Here is a 21,461-nt window from a genome sequence, read left to right on the forward strand (position 1 = left end):
CGAATATAACTTTTGGAACAAGAGGGTTAGCTTGGTCAATTTCGTCAGCTACCAAAAGTGGCGATTATCCAAGAAGCCCCCACTTCAAGCAACCCGCAAGGGTGGTAAGTGGTGGGAGTAGTTCACAACAATTAGATAATGCATATGAATATCTTCACTTACAAAATAAAGTAGAGGCAAAATTTGAAGGGTTAAAAAGAATAGAAAAAACGGAATATCCGCATTATGCTTTAAGAGAGGCGTTAATAAACGCTGTTGTTCATAGAGATTATAGTCATAGTGGCAGTATTCTTATTCATATTTTTGAAGATCGAATGGAGATTGTATCTGTCGGTGGTCTTGTAAATGGGTTAACAATGAATGATATCTTAATAGGTGTCTCAGAAAGTAGAAATAAAAAGTTAGCTGCTTGCTTTTATCGATTAAAGCTTATTGAAAGTTTCGGCACGGGCATACAAAGGATTAAAGAAAGCTATAAAAGTGAATCTGTATTTCCAGAATTTAAGAGCTCTGAAAATGCATTTTTGGTGACATTGCCGAATTCTGTTTATGTGAGAGAAACGGTGACAACTGAGGAAAGAATTATTTTTATTCTGAAACACAAAGGCTTACAGGCAAGGAGAGAAATTGAACAAGAATTGGATTTAAGTAAATCTAGTGTAACTAAACTTCTGAACAAATTACTATCTGAAGGAAAAATAAAACAACAAGGTAAAGCAAGAAATACGAAATATTATGTTGATTAATAGGCATACTCACTTACCTCCATGTGTGAATTTTTCGTTCGCTATTAGCGGAACGAAAAATTTGTAAAACTGTTTGTAAGGTAGAGCTAACTAATATTATAGTAGATATAATAAAAAAGACTAATCATTAAAGTAAGGATCATCTTTAAATACTCAAATAGCGATGAGTCACAGGAACTTGAAAACTGTAAAAATTAGTCAAGTCAATAGTAAATAAATAAGACGCAAAGATCTGTAGTAACTGTGTTATAGAAAAATTATAAATAGGAGGCACGTTCGTTGGACTCTTTAAATTTAACTGATAAACTGCAGCACGAGCTAGATGAACTTATGCAAAGAGGCTACACCATCTCTTCTTCGGGTGACTCTGTGAGCGCATGTACTGTGTGGAGTGAGCTTTGGAAAAGAATCTTAGAAACAATGGAAAGGTATAAAATAGAATATATAGAGGACATGGATAAGGCATTTCATGGCTTGCAGAGTATTTACAACTGGTCTACAGATTTTGAGACGGAACTTGGCAATGCTTTGAGAAAGGATAAAAGTATTGCGCAGACTAGAATCAATTTTTGCAACGAGTATATTTCTAAATCAAGGAAGAAAGATGATTTCAACAACCTTGTTAAGAGGCGAATGGTGGCAGAGTCATATTTCGAACTTGGGAAGGTTGAAGAAGGAGAGAAACTTTACAGTGAGTTTGTTAGAGAATACCCTACTGATGGTTGGGGTTGGATAAACTGGTCAGATCAATACGGATTGTTCGCAAATAAAGAGAACAAGAACGGTGAAAAAGCGATAAGCATTCTCGAAGCAGGACTTGAAATAGAAGGTCTTAAAGATCGATATGATGTACTTGAACGATTACGCAATTTATATGATGGACTGGATATGAAGCAAAAAGCTAAAGAAATTCAACAGGAAGTTCAAGGACAAAAGATGAAAGACAAAGGTCAACAATTGAGCGATATACGTTTCATTAACAAAAAGGTGAACCAAAGCTCGAATACTATCTCAAATAAAAAAATTGGTCGTAATGCCCCCTGCCCATGTGGTAGTGGGAAAAAGTACAAGAAATGCTGCGGAAAATAAAAGGAAGGTGCGTGATAGAGGTATCAAACCTCTTCTGACGTAATGGAGTGAGAACTTCCACGGTATATCACATTGTCTTTGTTTGGTGACGATTTTAGATATTAATAGTTTTTAGTAACCAGATTCTGCACTGAATTGTGGAAAATATCAATTTACTGGAACAATAAAAATCCACCCTCGGCTAATTAATAATGATACATACTTGTGATGCAGTACGAACGCTGCAGTTTTTATCTTAAACGATTTATGATAAGAAAAATAAGGAGAAACTAATATGACAAAGAGAAATATGGAGTTGTCACTAAAACAACGTGAAGAAGTACTCGAAATTTTGAAAGACCGTTTTGATACAAACATGAACCGCCATAAAGATCTTGAATGGGCTAAAGTACAAGCTAAGCTCGAAGATAGTACTGAAAAATTGTGGTCACTTAATGAAATGGAAATAACAAAAGGTGAACCGGATGTTGTTGGTTATGATAAAATGACGGACGAATACATTTTTTATGATTGTTCAGCGGAAAGTCCCAAAGGTCGCAGAAGTGTTTGTTACGACCGTGAAGCGCTAGAGGCAAGGAAAAAACATAAACCAGAGAATAATGCCATGGATATGGCTGCTGCCATGGGCATTGAGCTCTTAACGGAAGAACAATACTGGCAGTTGCAGAAACTTGGGAATTTCGATACGAAAACATCCAGCTGGGTGCAAACACCTGCAAATATTAGAAAACTCGGCGGGGCCATCTTTTGTGATCGACGCTACGACACTGTCTTTTTGTACCACAATGGAGCAGAATCCTACTATGCTGCTAGGGGGTTCCGTGGTTCGTTAAGGGTTTAATTTTTGCATTAACAGCTAGATTGAATTTGCGAACACAACACCGGATAAAGGCTTTAATTTTAAAATGGTTTTAGGGTTTTAGACCCCCACCTCTAAGCGAAGCGTAGGTTGGAACTTCCAATCAGGTGGAGTCGAGACTCCATCTGATTCCCCGATGTTTCAGCTTGCTGAAACGAGTTCGCTTTCTTGCTTTAACAATCGCGTTGCAATCGTTGAAGAAGATTTTCACTTATTGCGTTAATGGTGAAGGTTTATGGAACAAGTTATGTGCTGGAAGTCAATACAGTTTCCGAAGTAAGTAGCAAATCATTGGTAAGGAGTGAGTTTTATGTCTTTCACGTTTATCCATGCAGCAGATATTCACTTGGATAGTCCGTTAAAAGGTTTAGAAAAGTACGAAGGTGCCCCAGTCGAAGAGATCCGTAATGCTACTAGAGAAGCGTTTCATAACTTGGTGAATCTAGCAATTGAGAGGAACGTTTCCTTTTTAGTCATCGCAGGGGACTTGTATGACGGTGATTGGAAGGATTATAATACTGGTTTATTTTTTGTCAACCAAATGACACGTTTGCAAAAAGAGGGTATTAAAGTGTATCTAATTCGTGGAAATCATGATGCCCAAAGTTTAATCACGAAAGAATTGAAACTACCAGACAATGTAATAGAATTTTCTGTTAACCACCCAACGACAGAAGTAGATGAGGAATTGATGGTTGCTGTACATGGGCAAGGTTTTGCTTCAAGATCAGTCACAGATAACCTTGCAAAAGAATACCCACAAAAGCTTGATGGTTATTTGAATATTGGCATTTTACACACGAGTGCGACTGGTCGGGAGGGGCATGAAAACTATGCGCCATGTACAGTCGAAGAACTCGGTGCAAAAGGGTATGACTATTGGGCGTTAGGACATATTCACCTACGTGAAGTAGTATTCAATCAAAATCCTGTCATTTTATTCCCAGGTAATATTCAAGGGAGGCATATTCGAGAGACTGGCGATAAAGGCTGTACGATTGTACATGTGAAGGACGGGCACATTGATTCATACGAACATCAATCATTAGATGTACTGCGATGGGAGATTTGTGACATTGATGCATCACTTTCAGAAACCATTGAAGACGTCATAGAAGATGCGCGAATTCGCTTAGAACAGTTGCAACAGAAAGCGGATGGAAGATTTTTAGCTGTACGTTTTCATATCACTGGCTCAAGTAAAGTACACCAACAATTGATCGTTGACAAGGAACATGTACTTAATAACCTCCGTTCTATGTCTTTTGAAATGGGTGACGTTTGGATTGAGAAAGTAAAAATAAAAACCACCCGTTTACTTGATATGGATAACCTACAAGAACAACATACCCCTGTTGCAACCATCTTAGAATTTCTAAAAAACGTGATGGACGATGATGACTTGGTACAATCACTACTGGAAGAATTTAATGACATTCATAATGCTTTGCCATATGAATTGAAAAATGGTGAGGACGGATTTAATTTTACAGACCCGTCTATGATAAAAACTAGATTAAAAGAAGTAGAGGATATAATCTTGCATCATATCCAAACAAAGGCAGGTGTCTAGTAACATGCGGTTTGATTATTTACACTTAGAAGCATTTGGGCATTTCACAAATTATCCGCTCATGTTTAATGGCAACAAAAACTTTCATATTCTCTATGGAGCAAATGAAGCAGGGAAAAGTACGATTCTGCGTTCTGTTTCTCATTTGTTATACGGCTTTCCGCAACAAACGGAGGACTCCTTTCTACATAATAATCAAAAATTACGTATTGGCGGTCAATTGAAAAATAATCAAGGGGACACGTTAGAATTTATCCGTCGTAAAGGACGAATAAATACGGTGTTAGATATAAATGGACAGCCTTTGGATGAGAAAGAAGTACAAAAGTTTTTAAGCGGGATGTCAGAGCAACAGTTCCTTAATATGTTCGCCCTTGATCATGTTCGCCTGCGAGAGGGTGGAGAAAGTCTTCTCCAGAGTGATGGAAATGTAGGGGAAAGTTTATTTTCTGCTGCATCAGGTATCAGTGTGCTTCGGAATGTATTAGAGGAGTTAGAAAATACTTCTCGTGGTCTTTATTTAAAAAGTGGTTCAAAACCTACGATCAATCAAGCGATAAAAGAAGAGAAAGCCCTAACGAAACAAATAGCTGAAAATCAATTAAAAGTGCAGACGTGGAAGGATCTAGAGCAAAGGTACTTAGACGGCGAAAAGAAAATAGAAGCCTTGAAACAGGAATTTAAAATAGTAAGTACCGAAGAAATGAAATATCGCCGATTAAAACAGACATTGCCAAAAATCGCACTGTTGCAAGAAGTGATCGATAAACGTAAAGAATTGGAACATATCCCAAATCTGTCTGAACAATCAGAAGAGATCAGAAAAGATAACTTGCAACGATTAGAATTGGCAGAAAATAAGAAAAAAGAAGCAAATGACAACATGAAGATAATCGAAAAAGAACTGGAAAAGCTTTCGATCCCAGAGGGGCTTATGGAACAAGAGACTAAGATTGAAGCGTTAAACAGGGAAGTAGATGGCTATCAAAAGGATAGGAAACAACTTCCTGTCTTAGAAGGAGAACTAAGACAGCTAGAGCAAACTGTTCTCACTGCTTTAAAAGAGATTGATGTAACAAATGATAACATGGAGAACATTGATCAATATCGTATTTCCGCTGAGAAAAAGAAATCGATCCGCGAGCTAAGTGATCAACATCCACTGTTAGAGCAAGAGTGCAATGCAGTGGAGAAGGAAGTTATCAACATTAACAAGGATCTCAACAAGCAGAAAACAGCATTAGATGAACTTGGTGACCCGATGGATGTCGATGCACTGGAACAGGCGATTAATCGTGTAAATGCAGAAGGAAAAATAGAAGAACGGCTAAACGAAAAAACGATACGGGTCAAACAACTCAATCAAGAAATAAACGATTCCATAGACCGATTGCCGTTATGGAAGGGTACAGCCGAAGAACTAACCCAATTAAAGGTTCCGAATTTAACCAATACCGTAAAGAAATATGAAAAAAAACAGCAAGAGCTAACAAATGGGCTTCAACAAATCAAGGAAAAAATCAACAGGGAAAACCAATCGATTGAAGCAAATGAAAAGAGAATTAGCGAACTTGAATCACTGGCAGATATCCCAACCGAAGAAGTTTTAAACCAACTAAGGCAGTATCGTGATGCAGGCTGGCTAGTCATTCGACACAAACTAAATGCTGAACAAGTGGATGATAAAGAGCTTATGGCATTCACCCAAGGACTTCCGCTTGAGTTAGCGTTTGAAAACAGTATCCGAGAATCTGATGATACGGCGGACATGATGCGAAGAGAGGCGGAAAAGGTAGGGGAGAAAAATAAGCTAATTTCTGATATTAAAGGTAGTAAAAAGAATTTATCATCACTAGAGGCTGAATATACTAATTTTGAAGAAATGCTGGTCAAATGGAACGACGATTGGAAGCGCGAATGGCAGCCTGCCAACATGGAGCCATTAACACCAGAAGAAATGACAGAGTGGCTCGAGAAATATGAACAGATCTTGTCACTCTTTTCTGAAAAACAGTCAGCAGAAGAGGAAATCCGCATCCTTGTAGCGAAGCAGGATGAATTAATGTCCTCTTTAAAAGAAGCATTAGTAGAATTTGCAGCTGCTTTCAACCACTCAACACTTGCGGGCCTTGTGGATCAAGCTGAAAAAACGAGAAAAACGTTAATAGATAAAGAGAGTCGCAGAAGCCATTTACAAATGACAATCACAGACTTAAAGGATAAACTTGAACATGCTAAGGATCGTAAAGAAGAGGCAATTGGGCAAATTGAACAGTGGGAAATAGCATGGGAAAAAGCATTACATGGACTAGCATTTTCTCCTGATACCTCGCCAACAGTTGTCAAGCAAATGCTAGAAACGTATGATGCTTGTGTACGTAGTTTTGATGATATGAAGCGGGTTGAAAAAGAAGTTATAACAACGGCAGAGCGTATGGAACTTTTTAAAGAAAAAGTAAACGATCTCGATCATTCCCTAATACAAGAATTTGATGAAATGGCACTGGATGTCGTAGTCACACAAGTATACCAAGCACTTACCCAAGCAAATAAAGACAAAGTAAAGCTTGAAAATTTCCAACAGCAAGCACAACAATTAGAACAGGATAAACAAGCAGCAGAGACCAAAATAAAGGATGCAAAAGAGAAACTTAGCCATTTAATGGAGCAAGCAGGCTGTGACACATTAGAAGAACTTGAAAAGGTAGAAGCAGCCTTCAAACAGAAAGTGAAGTATACCGAGAAAATTGTCCAGCTAGAAGAAGAGTTGCTCGAAGTAGGGAATGGACTTACATTAGCAGCATTGCTTGAGGAAGCAAAAAATGCTGATAATGATTTGATTGATAATGAATTAGAAGAGCTCCATCGAAAGAGAAATGACTTAGATACAACCCGTTCCGAGCTCGAGCAAGCGCATGGCGTGGTGAAAAAGGAATATAAAGAGAAGATTGAAGGGGCGAACTTTGCATCTGTTCAAGCAGCAGAAGAAAAACAGAGTGTATTAGCGAAAATGACAGATTTAACCGATCAATATGTAAACCATAAATTGGCTTCCTTGCTATTAAAAAAAGGGATTGAATATTATCGTGAACAAAACCAGAGTCCAATTATGAATCGTGCTAGTGAAATTTTTCGACGTCTAACACTCCATTCGTTTGACGGAATTACCGTTGATTTCGATGAAAAAGATCAACCCGTTATTATGGGAGTTCGTAACGGTGATGAGAAAATTAAAGTGTCAGGTATGAGTGACGGATCAACAGACCAGCTCTATTTAGCACTACGCATAGCCAGCATCGAAAAATATGTGAAAGAAAATGAATCAATTCCATTTATCGTCGATGATATCCTTGTTCACTTTGACGACGAACGTTCAAAGGAGACGTTAAAAGTATTACTTGAGCTATCACAACAGACTCAGGTGATATTCTTTACACACCATTCTCGACTAATCGAGCTTATGAATGAAGTAACAACAGAGAATGAGTTCCAACAGACGGAAATTCAGACTGCTAGGTCATCCGTAATGGCTTGATGTAAAGAAATTCTGTTTGGTTTAAACTTTTTAGCATAACTTACAGTGCCGAAAAAGCAGTAAACGCGTCGTCATCCGAGTTATGAGGACGCAACCAGCGTCGAAAAAGCAGCAAACGCGTCGTCATCCGAGCGATGAGGACGCAATCAGCGCCGAAAATTAAGCAAACGCGTCGTCATCTGAGTTATGAGGACGCAATCAGCGCCGAAAATCAAGCAAACGCGTCGTCATCCGAGCGATGAGGACGCAATCAGCGCCGAAAATCAAGCAAACGCGTCGTCATCTGAGTTATGAGGACGCAAGCAGCGTCGAAAAAGGAGCAAACGCGTCGTCATCCGAGCGATGAGGACGCAATCAGCGCCGGAAATCAAGCGAACGCGTCGTCATCTGAGTTATGAGGACGCAATCAGCGCCGAAAATCAAGCAAACGCGTCGTCATCTGAGTTATGAGGACGCAACCAGCGTCGAAAAAGCAGCAAACGCGTCGTCATCCGAGCAATGAGGACGCAATCAGCGTCGAAAAAGCAGCAAACGCGTCGTCATCCGAGCAATGAGGACGCAACCAGCGCCGAAAATCAAGCAAACGCGTCGTCATCTGAGTTATGAGGACGCAATCAGCGCCGAAAATCAAGCAAACGCGTCGTCATCTGAGTTATGACGACGCAATCAGCGCCGAAAATTAAGCGAACGCGTCGTCATCCGAGTTATGAGGACGCAACCAGCGTCGAAAAAGCAGCAAACGCGTCGTCATCCGAGCAATGAGGACGCAACCAGCGTCGAAAAAGCAGCAAACGCGTCGTCATCCGAGTTATGAGGACGCAACCAGCGTCGAAAAAGCAGCAAACGCGTCGTCATCCGAGCAATGAGGACGCAATCAGCGCCGAAAATCAAGCAAACGCGTCGTCATCTGAGTTATGAGGACGCACCCAACGCTGACCCCCCGTAAAAGCGGACAACGCCGCTATTTTGTAAAATCCAGGTTTTTGATTGGTTTTGCATATGGATAAGCCGCTTCATGATCATTGAATTTGGTAACATTCCCTAGATTAATTAACAAGACTACAACTATTAACCGAGGAGGGATTAAACATGGAAAATGAATTGTGGACGAAAGTATTAAATTTAGTAAGTCACAAAATGAGTAGACCTTCTTTTGAAACGTGGTTTAAGACAAGTAAGGCAATAAAGGAAGAGAAAAGATGGGTGATTATTTCGGAAAGTGAATTTACAAGAGATTGGTTAGAACAGAGATATTCGGATTTAGTGAAAGAGGCAATTTTTGAGATTACCAATGAATCCCCTGAATTGGTGTTTACGTTTAAAGAGAAACATGAGCAGTTCCCAATATAGATAGTTAAATAGAACCTATTTTTCTCAAATTAACCGGTTAAATTCAACAGAAAAAGAAAAGCTAATAATGTCAATACAAGAAAAACTCCCTTCATACTTGCAATCTTTCAGTGACTTCCATCAAACTAAATTAAATCCAATCTATACTTTTGAAAATTTTATCTTTTCACGGGCGAGAAGACCCCCACTTCCATTATGTGAAGGTGGGTAACACCAATAATAAGTGAGCTAAATGAAAAACTAAGAAGTAGCAGTCGCTTTTAACAGGTAAAGGGAAATTAGATTCGGCTTTAGAGGAATATTATATGGAAGATGCCAGCATATTCTTAAGAATCTTATTTTGTTAAAATTATAATATAAAGGAATTGGTTTAATACTGACGAATTTACTTGTTATGAAAGGGTGTGAGCAAACTGGAAAAGATAACAAAAGAACTCTTCTTGAATATAATGGAAGTCTTAGATGAAAAACTTGAGGAAAATAGGTTGAAAATGACTTTGAATATTTATGGTGGTACGGTTATGATGACTTGCTTTGATGCAAGGCCTGCAACAAAAGATGTAGACGCAATATTCGAGACATCTTCATTAATTGATACTATATTATTAGGAATTGCTGAAACCTATGGCTTAAATAAAGATTGGATAAATCAAGATATTAAAGAGCCGTTAAAGTATGTGAAAAGAGAGAACTTAAAAGAAATTTACAAGTTTAGGAACCTTAGGGTGCTAGCTCCTAGCGCAGAACAGATGCTTGCGATGAAAATATTATCTGCAAGACCTGAACCATACAGGGATTTTAATGATGTGGAATTTCTACTGAAATATCTCGAAATCGACACCTTAGAGCAAGTAGTTAATGTGTTTGATAAATATGTAGGCAGGAGATACTTGGGAGATAGGCAAAAAATGTTTTTGAATTATGTCGGAGAGGATTTAAAAAAATCATGGAAAAAGTTCTCAATATAATTAAAGCAGAAGATTTTAATTTTACGCTGACAAACTTACTTATCGATCTTTACTCTGTTGATTATGAAAGTTATTTTGAAGAATTACATTTTGATGAGAGTGAAATCGAGAATTTAACTAAAGTAGAATTGGATAGATTGACAAAGGTTGCAACTGTAATTGAGTATGTCGGAAACAGGCAACCTAAAGCCAAGTTGTATAAATGGATTTATTCAGAAAAATTAAGATTGGATGATCCTTATACTCCTGGTGTGGAGGATGAAAGTATTGCAAGAATCAAACGCATTTTTTCAGCGCCAAAAGAGTTTTCTCTGCGAAATGTATTTTTTGATGAAGAAACTTTGAAACCAATTTAGAAGGTGATAAATCCAATTTTGTTCTACACTTTATTAATTTCCTGAATTAAGGTGCTGTTGTCAGGTTCAATCATGAAATGAGGATAAGCACCTAGTATTCCACGATACACTAGTTGAAGTTGCTGCCAATCCCTTAGGTCTTGTGGTTTCATGAGACAATTGGGCTTATCAAATTTATAGATTCCACATTCGCTTAACAGGGCTGCAATGAATTCCGAACAGAAAAATGTATTTTTTCTTTGAAACTCTTTATTAAGTGCGACTGCAAATAGGCCTAAGAAATTATACTTGTAGTTACTTTTCTGATGCTCGAACTGTTCAACAGCTGTTCTTAATTGAACATATTCCGTGTTGGATATAGAAAAGCTATATATTGCACAGACAGCGCTTTGAAAGAAATCCTCGCGCACGTTTTCTTTAACAAATCCACCTACAAAAGGATTGCGCGCACGTTTTCTCCCGAAGCTATACACATCAATTAAATCCGGATCAAAAGCAATGGATGCATGGTTTAGTGTTGATTTCGTATAAATATTAATCGCCCTCGTTAATATGGAACCCGTATCTGAAAAAAGAAGGTAAACTTTTTTTGTATTCAACCATGCTCCTCCTTAAGAAGTCAATATATATCCAGATACACAGAGGTTAATTGCTAATTTTCTGAATTCATATATCTAAATATAATACAGACTTTTTGTAATAGCAAGGTACCTTTTAAAAATTTCGCACAAAGAATAACCGACTAACATGGATAGCTTCATTTTTAAGAATACTATCATACAGAATAAGAAATAGTTCGTGTTTAATCGATGGTAGGGTGGCTATAATGGAAGAAATGCAAATAAAGAAAATCCTAGAGTTCACTAATTAATATTATATTAAACTTGCCGTGATTTTCTTACAACTAAAAAATAAACCATGTTAAAGGTGGGCTTATCAATGAATGTCAAAATGGAAGTGTCTTATCAAACACCAAAAGGAACACAAACAACATTGAACTCGGATGAAATGCGTGTAGGAAAAGCAATATTAATTGCTGAAGATTTAGAAAGAACGGGACGCGCAAAAAATGTGACGTTTATTGACAGCCATGAAAACACATGGACATTGAAGGAATTAAAAATATATATGAAGGGAATTCAAACGGAACCACACAACGTAACCGTTTATTTTGATGGAGGTTTTGATCTGAAAACAAAAAGATCAGGCTTGGGATGTACCATTTATTACGAGCAAAATGGAAAATCATTTCGGCTCCGGAAAAATGCATTGGTAGAAGAACTTGATACAAATAACGAAGCAGAATATGCCGCATTTCATCTTGGGTTACAAGAATTAGATCTTTTAGGTGTTCATCATCTACCAGTTACATTCGTTGGTGATTCTCAAGTTGTCATTAATCAATTAAATGGGGAATGGCCGTGTTTGGAAGAAGAATTATCAAAATGGGCTGATCGAATTGAAAACAAACTCGATCAATTAGGAATCCATCCGCATTACCAATTTGTTTCTCGAAAAAGGAATCGGGAAGCGGATCAATTAGCCGCGCAAGCCTTAAAAGAAATTGAAATAACGAGTACGATCGAAATACCACTTGATGAATGAATTTTTGGGAGTATATGTGAAAACAACACTCCCAACTTGCAAGTCAATTATAAATTCAAATCGCACGTTTTCCTCGCTTCTAGTTCCAAAACTTCTCAATACAATTAGTTAATATACATAAGGGTAAAAATAAAATAGGTGTCCACGGTAGTACGCAAAATTTCAATTTTTAATGATTCCCAATACGTACGGAAATGGTATAGTTATAGTGAGTGTCTTAGTCATATAAAATTAGTGATAAACGATTGGTCATCAGTGCGTTACCCATGTACTATGTACCGTAACCGTATCCATATAGTCAACTTGAAAGGAGTGGGAGAATAACATGGCAAAGAAGATTGCTTTTGTTACAGACAGTACGGCGTTTTTAACGGAGGAATTGCGAGCACATCCTGATGTATATGTAGTACCAATAATTATTATTTCAGAGGGCCGTGAATATGAAGATGGAGTCGACTTATCTTCTGACCAGTTATACGACATGATTCGTAATAATAAAGATGTCCCCAAAACGTCTCAACCATCCGTTGGCAGCTTTGAAGCTTTATATGAACAGTTGAAAAAGGACTATGATCATGCGATCGCCATCCATGTCTCTAATAAATTAAGTGGAACGGTTACGAGTTCTGCCGCCGGGAAAGACCATGTCGATTTTAGTGTAGAAGTTATCGATTCCTTTTCCCTTTCCTATGCGATTACAACACTTATTTATAAAGGGATGGCGTTAGCAGAACAAGATGTTGATATAAAAGAAATCGCGAATGAGCTTAGAGCAGTAGCGACTAGATCTAAAAATTTAATTTTGTTAGGCAATTTAGAGCAGTTATACAAAGGTGGAAGAATGTCAGGCGTCCAATTTTTACTAGGAAATGTCCTGCAAATTAAGCCAATCCTTACGATTAATTCGGATGGGGAACTTGGATTGTTAGAGCGAATCCGTTCAGAGAAAAAGGCAACAAACAAAATAGTAGATCTACTAAAACAATCATATAAAGAAAATAATATAAAGCAAGTAGGTATTATGCACGGCAATGTACCAGAAAAGGCAATGGCATTAAAACAAAAAGTGGAGGAAGTGACTCCTAGTATAGACATTGTCATTGGAGAAATCAGTTCTTCCCTTGCTGTCCATGCAGGGGAAGGAAGTCTTGCCTTGTTCTGGCAGATAGAAAAGTAAAGAATGAATGCACTGTTTAACGTGGGAAATAAAGTGACAAATGGTCAAAAGAGAGTATAACTCTATCAGTAAAAACAGAAATGCTGTGACAAGTAATGTAATGCTGAAATATGATATACTACTAAAAAAGATAGGAGGGATTTCTAGTGATAAGTGACAATCTAGTAAAAGGATTAATTAAGCAAATGAATTATGAGTTCTACTCTGCACATTCTTATTTATCAATGGCCGCCTATTGTTCAGAAGAGAACTTGGATGGCTTCGCTAACTTCTTTCTAGTGCAAGCTGAAGAGGAACGATATCACGCAATGAAGTTCTATAATTTCATTAATGACATGGGAGAACGTGCTGTAGTTGAAGGATTCCCTACTCCGAATAATGAATTCAGTTCGATGTTAGATGTGTTTGAAAAAGGGCTGAAACACGAGCAAGAGGTAACAAGACGTATTTACGATCTTGCGGATATTGCTTTAGATGAACGCGAACATGCTACGATGACATTCTTGAACTGGTTTATTGAAGAACAGGTTGAAGAAGAGGCTTTATTTGACAGCTTGATCCAAAAATTAAAACGTATTGATAAGGATAGTAATGCATTCTTTATGCTCGATAGTGAACTCGGAAAACGTTCATTTGATGAAGGAGACGCATAAAGTGAAACTTCAATCAGTGGGGGTTTCTTCACCCCATTGATTGTTAGCTTTCCTTACAGAATTCAGCCAGCTTACCTCTCCTCCGTTTTAAAAGTAAGGTATCTTCATCTGCTCTCTTCGTAAAAAAGTGGCAGGATTAGATGTAGCTTTTTTGCTTTTTTGTGTAGAAAACAATTGAATTTAGAAAATCGACTAAGGCTATTTGTTTTTTCTTGACAGACCTAATTAACATAATTATGATTTAATTATGTTAATTATCTTTATGATAAAGATAATTTGTGACAAAGGTTTTATTGAAAAATTTTTTCAACGAAAGGTGAATATAATGGCTGATGAACAACTTCTATGAAAGAATCGGAGAAATTGAAGAGTCTTTTTTTTACATTCCAAAACAATTGAACAGAGTTTTCGTTGGTGAAGAAATCAGCCCCCCGAGATTCTTCTTGTTGCGTGCGGTGGAGAGAAAGGGACGATGTAAGGTGAGCGATTTGTCAAGGGAATTCATGTTAACGTCAGGTGCAACAACGATCATGGTCAACGGCCTCAAAGAAGCCGGTTTGATTCACCGTTTCAGGGATGAAAAGGATCGGCGCGTCGTCTGGGTGGAAACTTCTGAAAAAGGATTGCGGTTGGTGGAGCAGATCAAACAAAAAAGGCTAGAAGTATGGAAGGAGATGCTTGATAATTTAACATCTGAAGAGTTGGGTCAATGGCTGAATTTGACGCGTAAAATCGTATTCCAAAACAAACAGGGGTGAAACAGAGATGAACATTTACGTTGTTTATGACAGTGATAACGGCCATACGGAACCACTGGCTCGTGCCATAGCAGATGGCGCCCGTAAAGTGGATGGTGCAGAAGTCTACTTCCAGCATGTGAAAGGTGCCGAGGTTCGGGACCTAAATGAAATGGACGCAATTATTTGGGGATGTCCAGGGCACTTTGGGACAATTAGTTCTGGATTGAAACAATGGATTGATAAATTAGGATACATGTGGGCGACAGGCAAATTGGTAGGTAAGGTCGGTGCCGCTTTTTGCACGACGGCAACGGAACACGGCGGCATTGAAATGACATTGTGGAATTTGATCACACCAATGTTACACAACGGGATGATCATTGTCGGGCTTCCGGGGGATGTCCCCGAAAATGTCCTGTACGGATCGTATTACGGAGTCGGGGTCACTTGTCCGATCGAAGAAAGTGATGACGCTCCGAAAAACTTACCGAACGAATCAGAGCTTGCTTTAGGAAGAGCACTTGGGCGCAGGGTCGCCGAAGTTACAAAGAAACAAATCGCCTAAAGCCGTCTAGGAGTCTGTCCGACAAAGTGAAAATGACAAATTTTTATTCTAAATAGTGCGTGTTCAAAAAGTCGGCAAATTAGAAGCAAGCAGGTCGAGGCGGCGTAGTTTTGAGTAGCGCAGCGTATGCTTTTAATACGTGAGCAAAAGGGATGCTTCCCCGAATAAACTTCGCACGCAGGAAAAGCGGGTTTCTTTTCCAAGGAACGGAAAAGCAAGCCATTTAAGGAATACAGGCTAAGACCGCCACGTCCTGTGGCAACGCCTGCATAACCCACGTCGTGTGGGCCCGAGATGCGCCGCTGATCATTTGGTGACTTTTTGAACAACCTCTAAATAATGATAATATAACACTGTTTTTGAGGGGAATATGCATATATATTCACGAAAATTGTTTCATCGGACAGACTCCTAGCACAGATAACGCGGAGGTGAATAAAGTGGGCTTTATGATTTTTTTAGGTATCCTCGTGGTGGTTGCCGGGAGTGTTCTTATTGTGATTAACATGCAGGCTTTCAGGAAAGTGAATGAAGTCAGCGGCACAAAACAACAACCGAATGAGAAACCGTCTATGGACAACGGTGAAACCGCTGCTTCACTCCTTTCGACATCCAATGAAAAGGAAGCCGAGGGCGATCAAGCATATCGAAACGGGCTGCGGCAAGGGTTGTCGGAGCAATCTAAAAATCACGAGGAAGAAGCGGAACCGGGATATGGCGATAAACAGTACCGGGAGACGTTGCGCGCCATGTCTCAAAACAAACGAAATGATTAATTTGGATCAATTTATTCCAGATAAAAAACAAGGAGGATTTATTCCATTATGCGACGTATTATCGCTTTAAACATTGTGATATTAATTATACTGGTTGGCGGTGCTTTTGCCGGTTATTACTATTTTTATCAGTCAGCGAATTACTTGAAAACAGATGATGCCAAGATTGACGGGCAAATGATCACGATCGCTTCACCGTCTGCCGGAAAACTTGCAGACTGGAACGCGAAGGAAGGGGACGCATTTAAAGCAGGAGATACCGTAGGATCCATCCAAATTCCTCCGTCAAACTCTGAAGAAAAAGGTAAACAGATGGATGTCGATATGCCCGCTGCCGCGACAATTGTTAAACAAAGTGCAGTTAAAGACACATTTGTTGGCGCAGGCAGACCCCTTGCACAAGCTTTCAATCTCGATGACTTATGGGTAACGGCCAACATTGATGAAGTAGACATCGATGATGTGGAAGTCGGCCAATCAGTGGATATTTATGTTGACGGTTATTCGGATACAACGTTAACCGGCAAGGTTGAGCAAATCGGTTTGGCAACGGCAAGTACGTTTTCAATATTGCCCGGTTCAAATAACGGTGATTCATCACAAGTGATACCTGTGAAGATTTCCATTGACGGCTATAAAGGAACAAGATTGGTACCGGGTATGGGTGTAACCGTGCGTATCGATAAATAGGAGGTGTAACTGGTGTCACTATTTCTTACAGGATACATCATTTTAGCGTTCATCGTGATGATTGCAATCAATATGGCGATGCGCCGTTCTTCTAAAAGGAAAAAAAAAGCATCTTTACAGGAGGTCGATCAGCCATCCGGAAAACCGAGTGAAAGGCTTGATGAACCAAGGACAAGAACTTCAAGTCGAAGTGAGCCAGCCAAACGGGAGAAGGACACTCAAATCGATTCGTCTTTTACCGAGTTTGTGACGGAAGATCAGAGGAATGAGGAGCAGGTTGAGGATACGAGAAAAAGAACAAGAAGACGGGAAATGAATGTCGATCCGCAACGTAAAGATGTAAAAAAAGGCCCGATACTTGTGGCTATTCTTCTCGGCGGTTTTGTTGCGATCCTCAATCAAACGTCGATGAATGTCGCTCTGCCGCCCGTGATGAATGACTTTGGTATTGCCGCGAATACTGCACAGTGGCTGACAACGGCATACATGCTTGTCAACGGCATCTTGATACCGATCACGGCGTTTTTAATGGAAAGATTCACGACACGAAAACTTTTTATTACAGCAATGACGCTTTTTTCCATTGGAACACTGATCTCCGGATTGTCTCCCACTTTCGCGATGTTAATCTTTGGAAGGGTGATACAAGCTTCCGGTGCCGGTATTATGATGCCGCTGATGATGAATGTGGTGCTTTCGTTGTTTCCGCCGGAAAAGCGGGGCGCGGCAATGGGATTGGTCGGGGTTGCACTCGTTTTTGGCCCGGCAATCGGCCCGACATTTTCCGGGTGGGCCATTGAAACGTATTCATGGCGAGTGATATTCTTCTCCTTTTTGCCGATAGCCATACTTGATATTATTATTGCTGCGATCTGGTTAAAAAATGTCACACGGTTATCTTATCCGAAAATTGATCTATTGGCGGTCTTTTTATCCACGGTTGGATTTGGCGGCATTTTATACGGTTTCAGTGAAGCGGGGAATGACGGCTGGGGAAGCATGACAGTTCAAATTTCACTGGTGCTCGGAATGATTGGGCTTGCGCTGTTTGTTTGGCGGGAATTAACGGTTGAAACACCGATGCTTGAATTCCGGGTTTTCAAGTACGGCATGTTCGGCTTGACTACTGTCATTAACGGTGTCGTCACGATGGCATTGTTCAGTGCCATGGTGCTTGTCCCGATTTATGTGCAAAATGTGCGCGGATTTACAGCGCTAGAATCCGGTTTATTGATGTTACCCGGCGCGCTTATCATGGGCGTGATGAACCCGATCGTCGGTAAGGTTTTTGATAAAATCGGGGCGCGCTGGATTGTCGTCACCGGTCTGGTGATTACGGCCATCACGTCATGGCAATTCAGCTTTTTGACGAATTCAACAACTTACTCGTATATCATGGTTTTGTATGCGATGCGGTTGTTCGGGATGTCGATGTTAATGATGCCGATTATGACGGCGGGATTAAACTCACTTCCAAGCCGCCTAAACAGCCACGGAACAGCAATGACCAATACGACGAGGCAAGTGGCCGGTTCAATCGGAATCGCATTCTTGGTTACGGTTATGTCGAATCGTACCGATACACATTTTGCGGATTATTCGAATGAGTTGACTTCGGCAAATCCCGGTTTTATGGCGCAATTGCAAGATTTGGGACAAAAACTGACAGCATCTGCCGGCCTGTCGCCGCAAGTTGGTCAGGAATCGGCTATCCAAATGATTTATGGTTTAGTGATGAAACAATCGGTGATTGACGGGCTGAACGATGCGTTTCTCGTGGCAACATTCATTACGCTTGTCGCTTTGTTTTTGGCGTTCTTCCTTAGAAAAACAACTCCGCCTGATGAGAATTGAAAGTGAACGCAAAACAGGAGTGAAAGGAAGCATTAAGTTTAATAGCTCAATTTTGTTTGACAATATTAGCTATACTTACACTTATTGTAACCATTGTCGTTTGTCTAAACAGATAGAAGTAACCGACCAAGTCCAAGGACAACGGTTACTTCTTCTGTTTATACCTACGTCATTGGTCAACCGCTCTTCAAATAGAATTATGTATGCAATTGATGAAGAAGATTAGACAAGGTATTTCCAAGCAATATACAAAGGTGGGGATATTTCCGAATGGACCAAAATACAATTCTATTGTAAATGACTCAACTTTCTCAGCTAAAATCACTTGTAATCCCTTGATATAACTAGGATCTCCCAAGAAATAATATTAAAAAAACATACAAAAATACATCCCAATTTGGTAAAATATAGTTAGGACAACCATAACCAGAAAGGGATGTATTTATGGCTACTATTTTACCAGATTCTGAATCCAAAAACGAGACTCATTCTTATATTTCGCATTTTTTTAAGGAAAATAAACTAGGGACACTATTAAATCAATCGAACATTCGAAAAGAAGATGGATTTTCTCCAATGTTTCTTCTCCAGTTTATTTTCCCGCTTGTCTTGCTTGGCAAGAACTTTTATCGCATCCTTGATTCTGACCGCATACAGGATACCCCTAAAAAAGATACAGTCCACCGTTTCCTCAACAACCCAAAGTATAACTGGCGAAAATTCCTTGTGTTGTTGAGCAAAAATGTAATTGTGCCCAAACTGTTGTCATTGGTCTAGTGATCATGAACGTGTCCTGATATTTTGATGATTCCTTGTATAGACGCGCCCACAGTAAATCTGTCGAACTGCTTGCACGTGTGCATGATCATACGACAGGCCAGTTTGTCAAAGGTTTCAAAATGCTTACACTTGGGTGGTCAGATGGGAATACGTTCATTCCATTAGCTTTCTCGTTGCTAAGCTTTAAGAAGAGTCAGAATTGATTACAGGGAATCAATTCGAACATTGACAAGCGTACTGTTGGTTACAAACGTCGTCAGGAAGCCCTGCAATAATCGACTGATGCTACAAATTGCAATTCTAGCATACAATTTGAACAATGGTGTTCGCCGTCTTTGTATGCCAAAGAAATGAAAAAACATCAAATCCAGACCATTCGCTTGTTCTTAATCAAAATCGCTGGGAAGATTAGTAGATCTAGACGATATATTACCTTCAAATTAGCTAGCAGTTCGCTATATAAGAAGGCTTTTTTCAGTACGCTGAATCGAATCCAACAATTGCGTTTAATCTGTTAGCTATTTAAGTGAAATAAGGGAAAGTGAAAAAAGCAAATTTTCTTTCACGGGATACGTATGTCCTTTTTCAGACCAAAATATAGAATAAATTGTATTTCGGATGATTCTAGCATAGAAAATGACAATTTCAAAAAATAAGTAGCCTAAAAACTCATAAAATTTTACTTTTGTCCTCATAATTCGCAAAAGTTTGTTTCTATGAATAATTCAGGACTATGATATATGCTAAAAACACTCCAAACAATGTAGGTGTAGCCATTTACGGTGATTTTATGGATTTTGAAAATGCTGTATGATGCGTTTGTTGTAGGCGAAGAGGCTAAAGTGGGGGAGTTGGCTATTTCACATCGGCGTGATTCTCGTCTTCTTTGGTCATGTTGCTGGACTATTGATACCAATCGAAGTTTACTATGCACTTGGCGTTTCTGATGAATTTTACCATACAATGGCTGTTTGGGGAGGTGGCATTGCGGGTCTCATGGCTGTTGTCGGTATATTTCTGCTCCTGATTCGCCGCTTTAGTGTTAAACGTGTTCGAGCAACAAGTAGTTTGGGTGATTTCATAGCAATTATTCTATTAACGATTACAATCGTTGCTGACCTTGTTGCTACAGGAACCAATACGGTAGCCGATTCTGGTTTCGATTACCGAACAACTATCAATCCGTGGGTGCGTGGCTTATTAACCTTCAAACCTGATGCGGCCTTTATGGAGACGGTACCGTTACCGTTTAAAATTCATATGGTTTCCGCATTTGCGTTGTTTGGCATTTGGCCATTCACAAGACTCGTCCATGTATTCAGTTTGCCATTATTGTACTTACACCGTGGTTATGTGTTGTATCGGAAAAGGATTAAAACAGCGGGTGCTCATAAATAAAACCTAGTATTTCTTTAGAGATACACTAGTTGGGGAATGAAACGGCTCGACTGGAGCGCTGCAGCTAAGGCAGGAAAAATGCACTGTCATCTCTTTTCGTTCCTTGCAACAAGGTCTATACTAGAACATTGTGAAGACGGTAACCATCAACATGTATTTATAAAGTAGCCTCTTATCAGTTAGTTATTTACTTGGTATTTGTCTACAGGGGGAACGTTTTATGATAAATCTATTAGGCTTTATAGGCACTTTTTTACTATGTTATCTCATCAAAAGGTTATTTTAAAAAAATGAATTATCACCTACACCTGCAGGGGCAATTATTATGGCGAATGGAATTTTTCTTTACAGTGCAATCAAGCAATTCCCGCTGCTTTATGAACATGGCAAACTGTTTGCGTTCATTCTAACAGCTGTTTGGGCATTGATCGTTCTTTCGGTCTTGTCAACACTTGTTAATCGAACATTTAAAAAAAGGCATCTTGATGATCCTATTCAACTGTTTGCAATCGGTACATGGGTAGCGGGAACGTCTGTACTTGGAAATGTGATATATCAGTTTTCCCTTAACTTAGGGTTGATTCCTTACATGATGGGTATATTGAATGTTGTTCTTTATCTATGGTACATCTATTACTGCATGAAAGCGTATTTCGTGATTTTTCAGACAACTGCTAAAGATCAGGTACACGGCGTTCTTTTGCTAGCAACAGTTAGTACACAATCCATAGTACTCCTTTTGTATAA

At 39.2% G+C, this 21,461-nt stretch carries 21 protein-coding genes and 2 pseudogenes; 22 read left to right on the forward strand and 1 reads right to left on the reverse strand.

From position 1 onward, the window contains the following. The 8 genes from NC797_RS16935 to NC797_RS16970 all read left to right on the forward strand — a co-directional run. Positions 1–746: ATP-binding protein (locus tag NC797_RS16935; protein ID WP_272438004.1), on the forward strand; the 746-nt coding region annotated here is incomplete at its 5' end. Between the two features lie 279 nt (positions 747–1,025). Further along, a complete protein-coding gene (locus NC797_RS16940) occupies positions 1,026–1,835 on the forward strand; it encodes an SEC-C metal-binding domain-containing protein (RefSeq protein WP_272438005.1) in 810 nt (269 codons plus the stop codon). A gap of 274 nt (positions 1,836–2,109) precedes the next feature. Further along, complete coding sequence (locus NC797_RS16945; RefSeq protein WP_272438006.1) at positions 2,110–2,676, forward strand: DUF4256 domain-containing protein; 567 nt, start codon at positions 2,110–2,112, stop codon at positions 2,674–2,676. A 328-nt stretch (positions 2,677–3,004) separates the two neighbouring features. After that, positions 3,005–4,267, forward strand: coding sequence for a metallophosphoesterase family protein (locus NC797_RS16950; protein ID WP_272438007.1), 1,263 nt, complete (start codon positions 3,005–3,007; stop codon positions 4,265–4,267). 4 nt (positions 4,268–4,271) lie between these two features. Next, positions 4,272–7,802 carry a YhaN family protein gene (locus tag NC797_RS16955; protein ID WP_272438009.1) on the forward strand — a complete coding sequence of 1,177 codons (3,531 nt, stop codon included), beginning with the start codon at positions 4,272–4,274 and terminating at the stop codon, positions 7,800–7,802. Between the two features lie 1,089 nt (positions 7,803–8,891). Continuing rightward, on the forward strand, positions 8,892–9,152 hold the full coding sequence (locus NC797_RS16960; RefSeq protein WP_272438010.1) for a DnaA N-terminal domain-containing protein: 261 nt from the start codon (positions 8,892–8,894) through the stop codon (positions 9,150–9,152). A 404-nt stretch (positions 9,153–9,556) separates the two neighbouring features. Continuing rightward, positions 9,557–10,120 carry a DUF6036 family nucleotidyltransferase gene (locus NC797_RS16965; protein ID WP_272438012.1) on the forward strand — a complete coding sequence of 188 codons (564 nt, stop codon included), beginning with the start codon at positions 9,557–9,559 and terminating at the stop codon, positions 10,118–10,120. Further along, entirely contained in the window at positions 10,099–10,476 is a 378-nt protein-coding gene (locus NC797_RS16970) for a hypothetical protein (RefSeq protein WP_272438013.1), read from the forward strand. Before NC797_RS16965 ends, NC797_RS16970 begins: the two co-directional genes overlap by 22 nt. A 23-nt stretch (positions 10,477–10,499) precedes the next feature. On the opposite strand, the gene NC797_RS16975 is transcribed toward NC797_RS16970, so the two are convergent. Beyond that, entirely contained in the window at positions 10,500–11,075 is a 576-nt protein-coding gene (locus NC797_RS16975; RefSeq protein ID WP_272438014.1) for a hypothetical protein, read from the reverse strand. Between the two features lie 340 nt (positions 11,076–11,415). Here NC797_RS16975 and NC797_RS16980 point away from each other — a divergent pair, with 340 nt between their 5' ends. The 14 genes and pseudogenes from NC797_RS16980 to NC797_RS17030 form a co-directional block, all read left to right on the forward strand. Beyond that, positions 11,416–12,081: a ribonuclease H family protein gene (locus NC797_RS16980; protein WP_272438015.1), complete on the forward strand. Its 666-nt coding sequence runs from the start codon at positions 11,416–11,418 to the stop codon at positions 12,079–12,081. Between the two features lie 325 nt (positions 12,082–12,406). Next, complete coding sequence (locus tag NC797_RS16985) at positions 12,407–13,258, forward strand: DegV family protein (protein WP_272438016.1); 852 nt, start codon at positions 12,407–12,409, stop codon at positions 13,256–13,258. A 146-nt stretch (positions 13,259–13,404) separates the two neighbouring features. Beyond that, positions 13,405–13,911: a ferritin gene (locus NC797_RS16990; protein ID WP_272438017.1), complete on the forward strand. Its 507-nt coding sequence runs from the start codon at positions 13,405–13,407 to the stop codon at positions 13,909–13,911. Between the two features lie 332 nt (positions 13,912–14,243). Then, positions 14,244–14,669, forward strand: coding sequence for a MarR family winged helix-turn-helix transcriptional regulator (locus NC797_RS16995; protein ID WP_272438018.1), 426 nt, complete (start codon positions 14,244–14,246; stop codon positions 14,667–14,669). A gap of 7 nt (positions 14,670–14,676) precedes the next feature. Then, positions 14,677–15,216, forward strand: coding sequence for an NAD(P)H-dependent oxidoreductase (locus NC797_RS17000; RefSeq protein ID WP_272438019.1), 540 nt, complete (start codon positions 14,677–14,679; stop codon positions 15,214–15,216). 440 nt (positions 15,217–15,656) lie between these two features. Further along, positions 15,657–15,992, forward strand: coding sequence for a hypothetical protein (locus NC797_RS17005; RefSeq protein ID WP_272438020.1), 336 nt, complete (start codon positions 15,657–15,659; stop codon positions 15,990–15,992). 48 nt (positions 15,993–16,040) lie between these two features. Next, complete coding sequence (locus tag NC797_RS17010) at positions 16,041–16,682, forward strand: HlyD family secretion protein (protein ID WP_272438021.1); 642 nt, start codon at positions 16,041–16,043, stop codon at positions 16,680–16,682. A gap of 312 nt (positions 16,683–16,994) precedes the next feature. Further along, the gene (locus tag NC797_RS17015) at positions 16,995–18,536 is read left to right on the forward strand and encodes a DHA2 family efflux MFS transporter permease subunit (RefSeq protein ID WP_272438023.1); all 1,542 of its coding nucleotides are present in this window, start codon (positions 16,995–16,997) and stop codon (positions 18,534–18,536) included. A gap of 32 nt (positions 18,537–18,568) precedes the next feature. Beyond that, positions 18,569–18,652 (forward strand): annotated as a pseudogene (locus tag NC797_RS18475) (hypothetical protein); the annotation flags it as partial. A gap of 328 nt (positions 18,653–18,980) precedes the next feature. Continuing rightward, positions 18,981–19,313: a hypothetical protein gene (locus NC797_RS17020; RefSeq protein ID WP_272438022.1), complete on the forward strand. Its 333-nt coding sequence runs from the start codon at positions 18,981–18,983 to the stop codon at positions 19,311–19,313. A gap of 353 nt (positions 19,314–19,666) precedes the next feature. After that, positions 19,667–19,834 (forward strand): transposase, encoded by a 168-nt coding sequence (locus tag NC797_RS18480; protein ID WP_417168726.1) that lies wholly within the window; start codon positions 19,667–19,669, stop codon positions 19,832–19,834. Positions 19,835–20,049: 215 nt separating this feature from the next. Then, entirely contained in the window at positions 20,050–20,130 is an 81-nt protein-coding gene (locus NC797_RS18485) for a DUF6904 family protein (RefSeq protein WP_417168727.1), read from the forward strand. Between the two features lie 29 nt (positions 20,131–20,159). Continuing rightward, a pseudogene (gene narI / locus NC797_RS17025) lies at positions 20,160–20,714 on the forward strand (respiratory nitrate reductase subunit gamma); the annotation flags it as partial. Positions 20,715–21,039: 325 nt separating this feature from the next. Next, positions 21,040–21,461, forward strand: a 422-nt coding sequence (locus NC797_RS17030) for a TDT family transporter (RefSeq protein ID WP_465250247.1), incomplete at its 3' end; no start/stop codon positions are given.

Origin of the sequence: Terrihalobacillus insolitus (genome assembly GCF_028416575.1) — a bacterium.
Taxonomy (GTDB): domain Bacteria; phylum Bacillota; class Bacilli; order Bacillales; family Amphibacillaceae; genus Terrihalobacillus; species Terrihalobacillus insolitus.

What these genes read in the sequence shown, in the direction of transcription:
- NC797_RS16995 (WP_272438018.1), top strand. Translation starts at nt 14,244, where the DNA reads ATGAACAACTTCTATGAAAGAATCGGAGAAATTGAAGAGTCTTTTTTT.
- NC797_RS17010 (WP_272438021.1), top strand. Translation starts at nt 16,041, where the DNA reads ATGCGACGTATTATCGCTTTAAACATTGTGATATTAATTATACTGGTT.
- NC797_RS17015 (WP_272438023.1), top strand. Translation starts at nt 16,995, where the DNA reads ATGAATGTCGATCCGCAACGTAAAGATGTAAAAAAAGGCCCGATACTT.
- NC797_RS16955 (WP_272438009.1), top strand. Translation starts at nt 4,272, where the DNA reads ATGCGGTTTGATTATTTACACTTAGAAGCATTTGGGCATTTCACAAAT.
- NC797_RS18485 (WP_417168727.1), top strand. Translation starts at nt 20,050, where the DNA reads ATGATATATGCTAAAAACACTCCAAACAATGTAGGTGTAGCCATTTAC.
- NC797_RS17020 (WP_272438022.1), top strand. Translation starts at nt 18,981, where the DNA reads ATGGCTACTATTTTACCAGATTCTGAATCCAAAAACGAGACTCATTCT.
- NC797_RS18480 (WP_417168726.1), top strand. Translation starts at nt 19,667, where the DNA reads ATGAAAAAACATCAAATCCAGACCATTCGCTTGTTCTTAATCAAAATC.
- NC797_RS16985 (WP_272438016.1), top strand. Translation starts at nt 12,407, where the DNA reads ATGGCAAAGAAGATTGCTTTTGTTACAGACAGTACGGCGTTTTTAACG.
- NC797_RS16950 (WP_272438007.1), top strand. Translation starts at nt 3,005, where the DNA reads ATGTCTTTCACGTTTATCCATGCAGCAGATATTCACTTGGATAGTCCG.
- NC797_RS16970 (WP_272438013.1), top strand. Translation starts at nt 10,099, where the DNA reads ATGGAAAAAGTTCTCAATATAATTAAAGCAGAAGATTTTAATTTTACG.
- NC797_RS16945 (WP_272438006.1), top strand. Translation starts at nt 2,110, where the DNA reads ATGACAAAGAGAAATATGGAGTTGTCACTAAAACAACGTGAAGAAGTA.
- NC797_RS17000 (WP_272438019.1), top strand. Translation starts at nt 14,677, where the DNA reads ATGAACATTTACGTTGTTTATGACAGTGATAACGGCCATACGGAACCA.
- NC797_RS16960 (WP_272438010.1), top strand. Translation starts at nt 8,892, where the DNA reads ATGGAAAATGAATTGTGGACGAAAGTATTAAATTTAGTAAGTCACAAA.
- NC797_RS16980 (WP_272438015.1), top strand. Translation starts at nt 11,416, where the DNA reads ATGAATGTCAAAATGGAAGTGTCTTATCAAACACCAAAAGGAACACAA.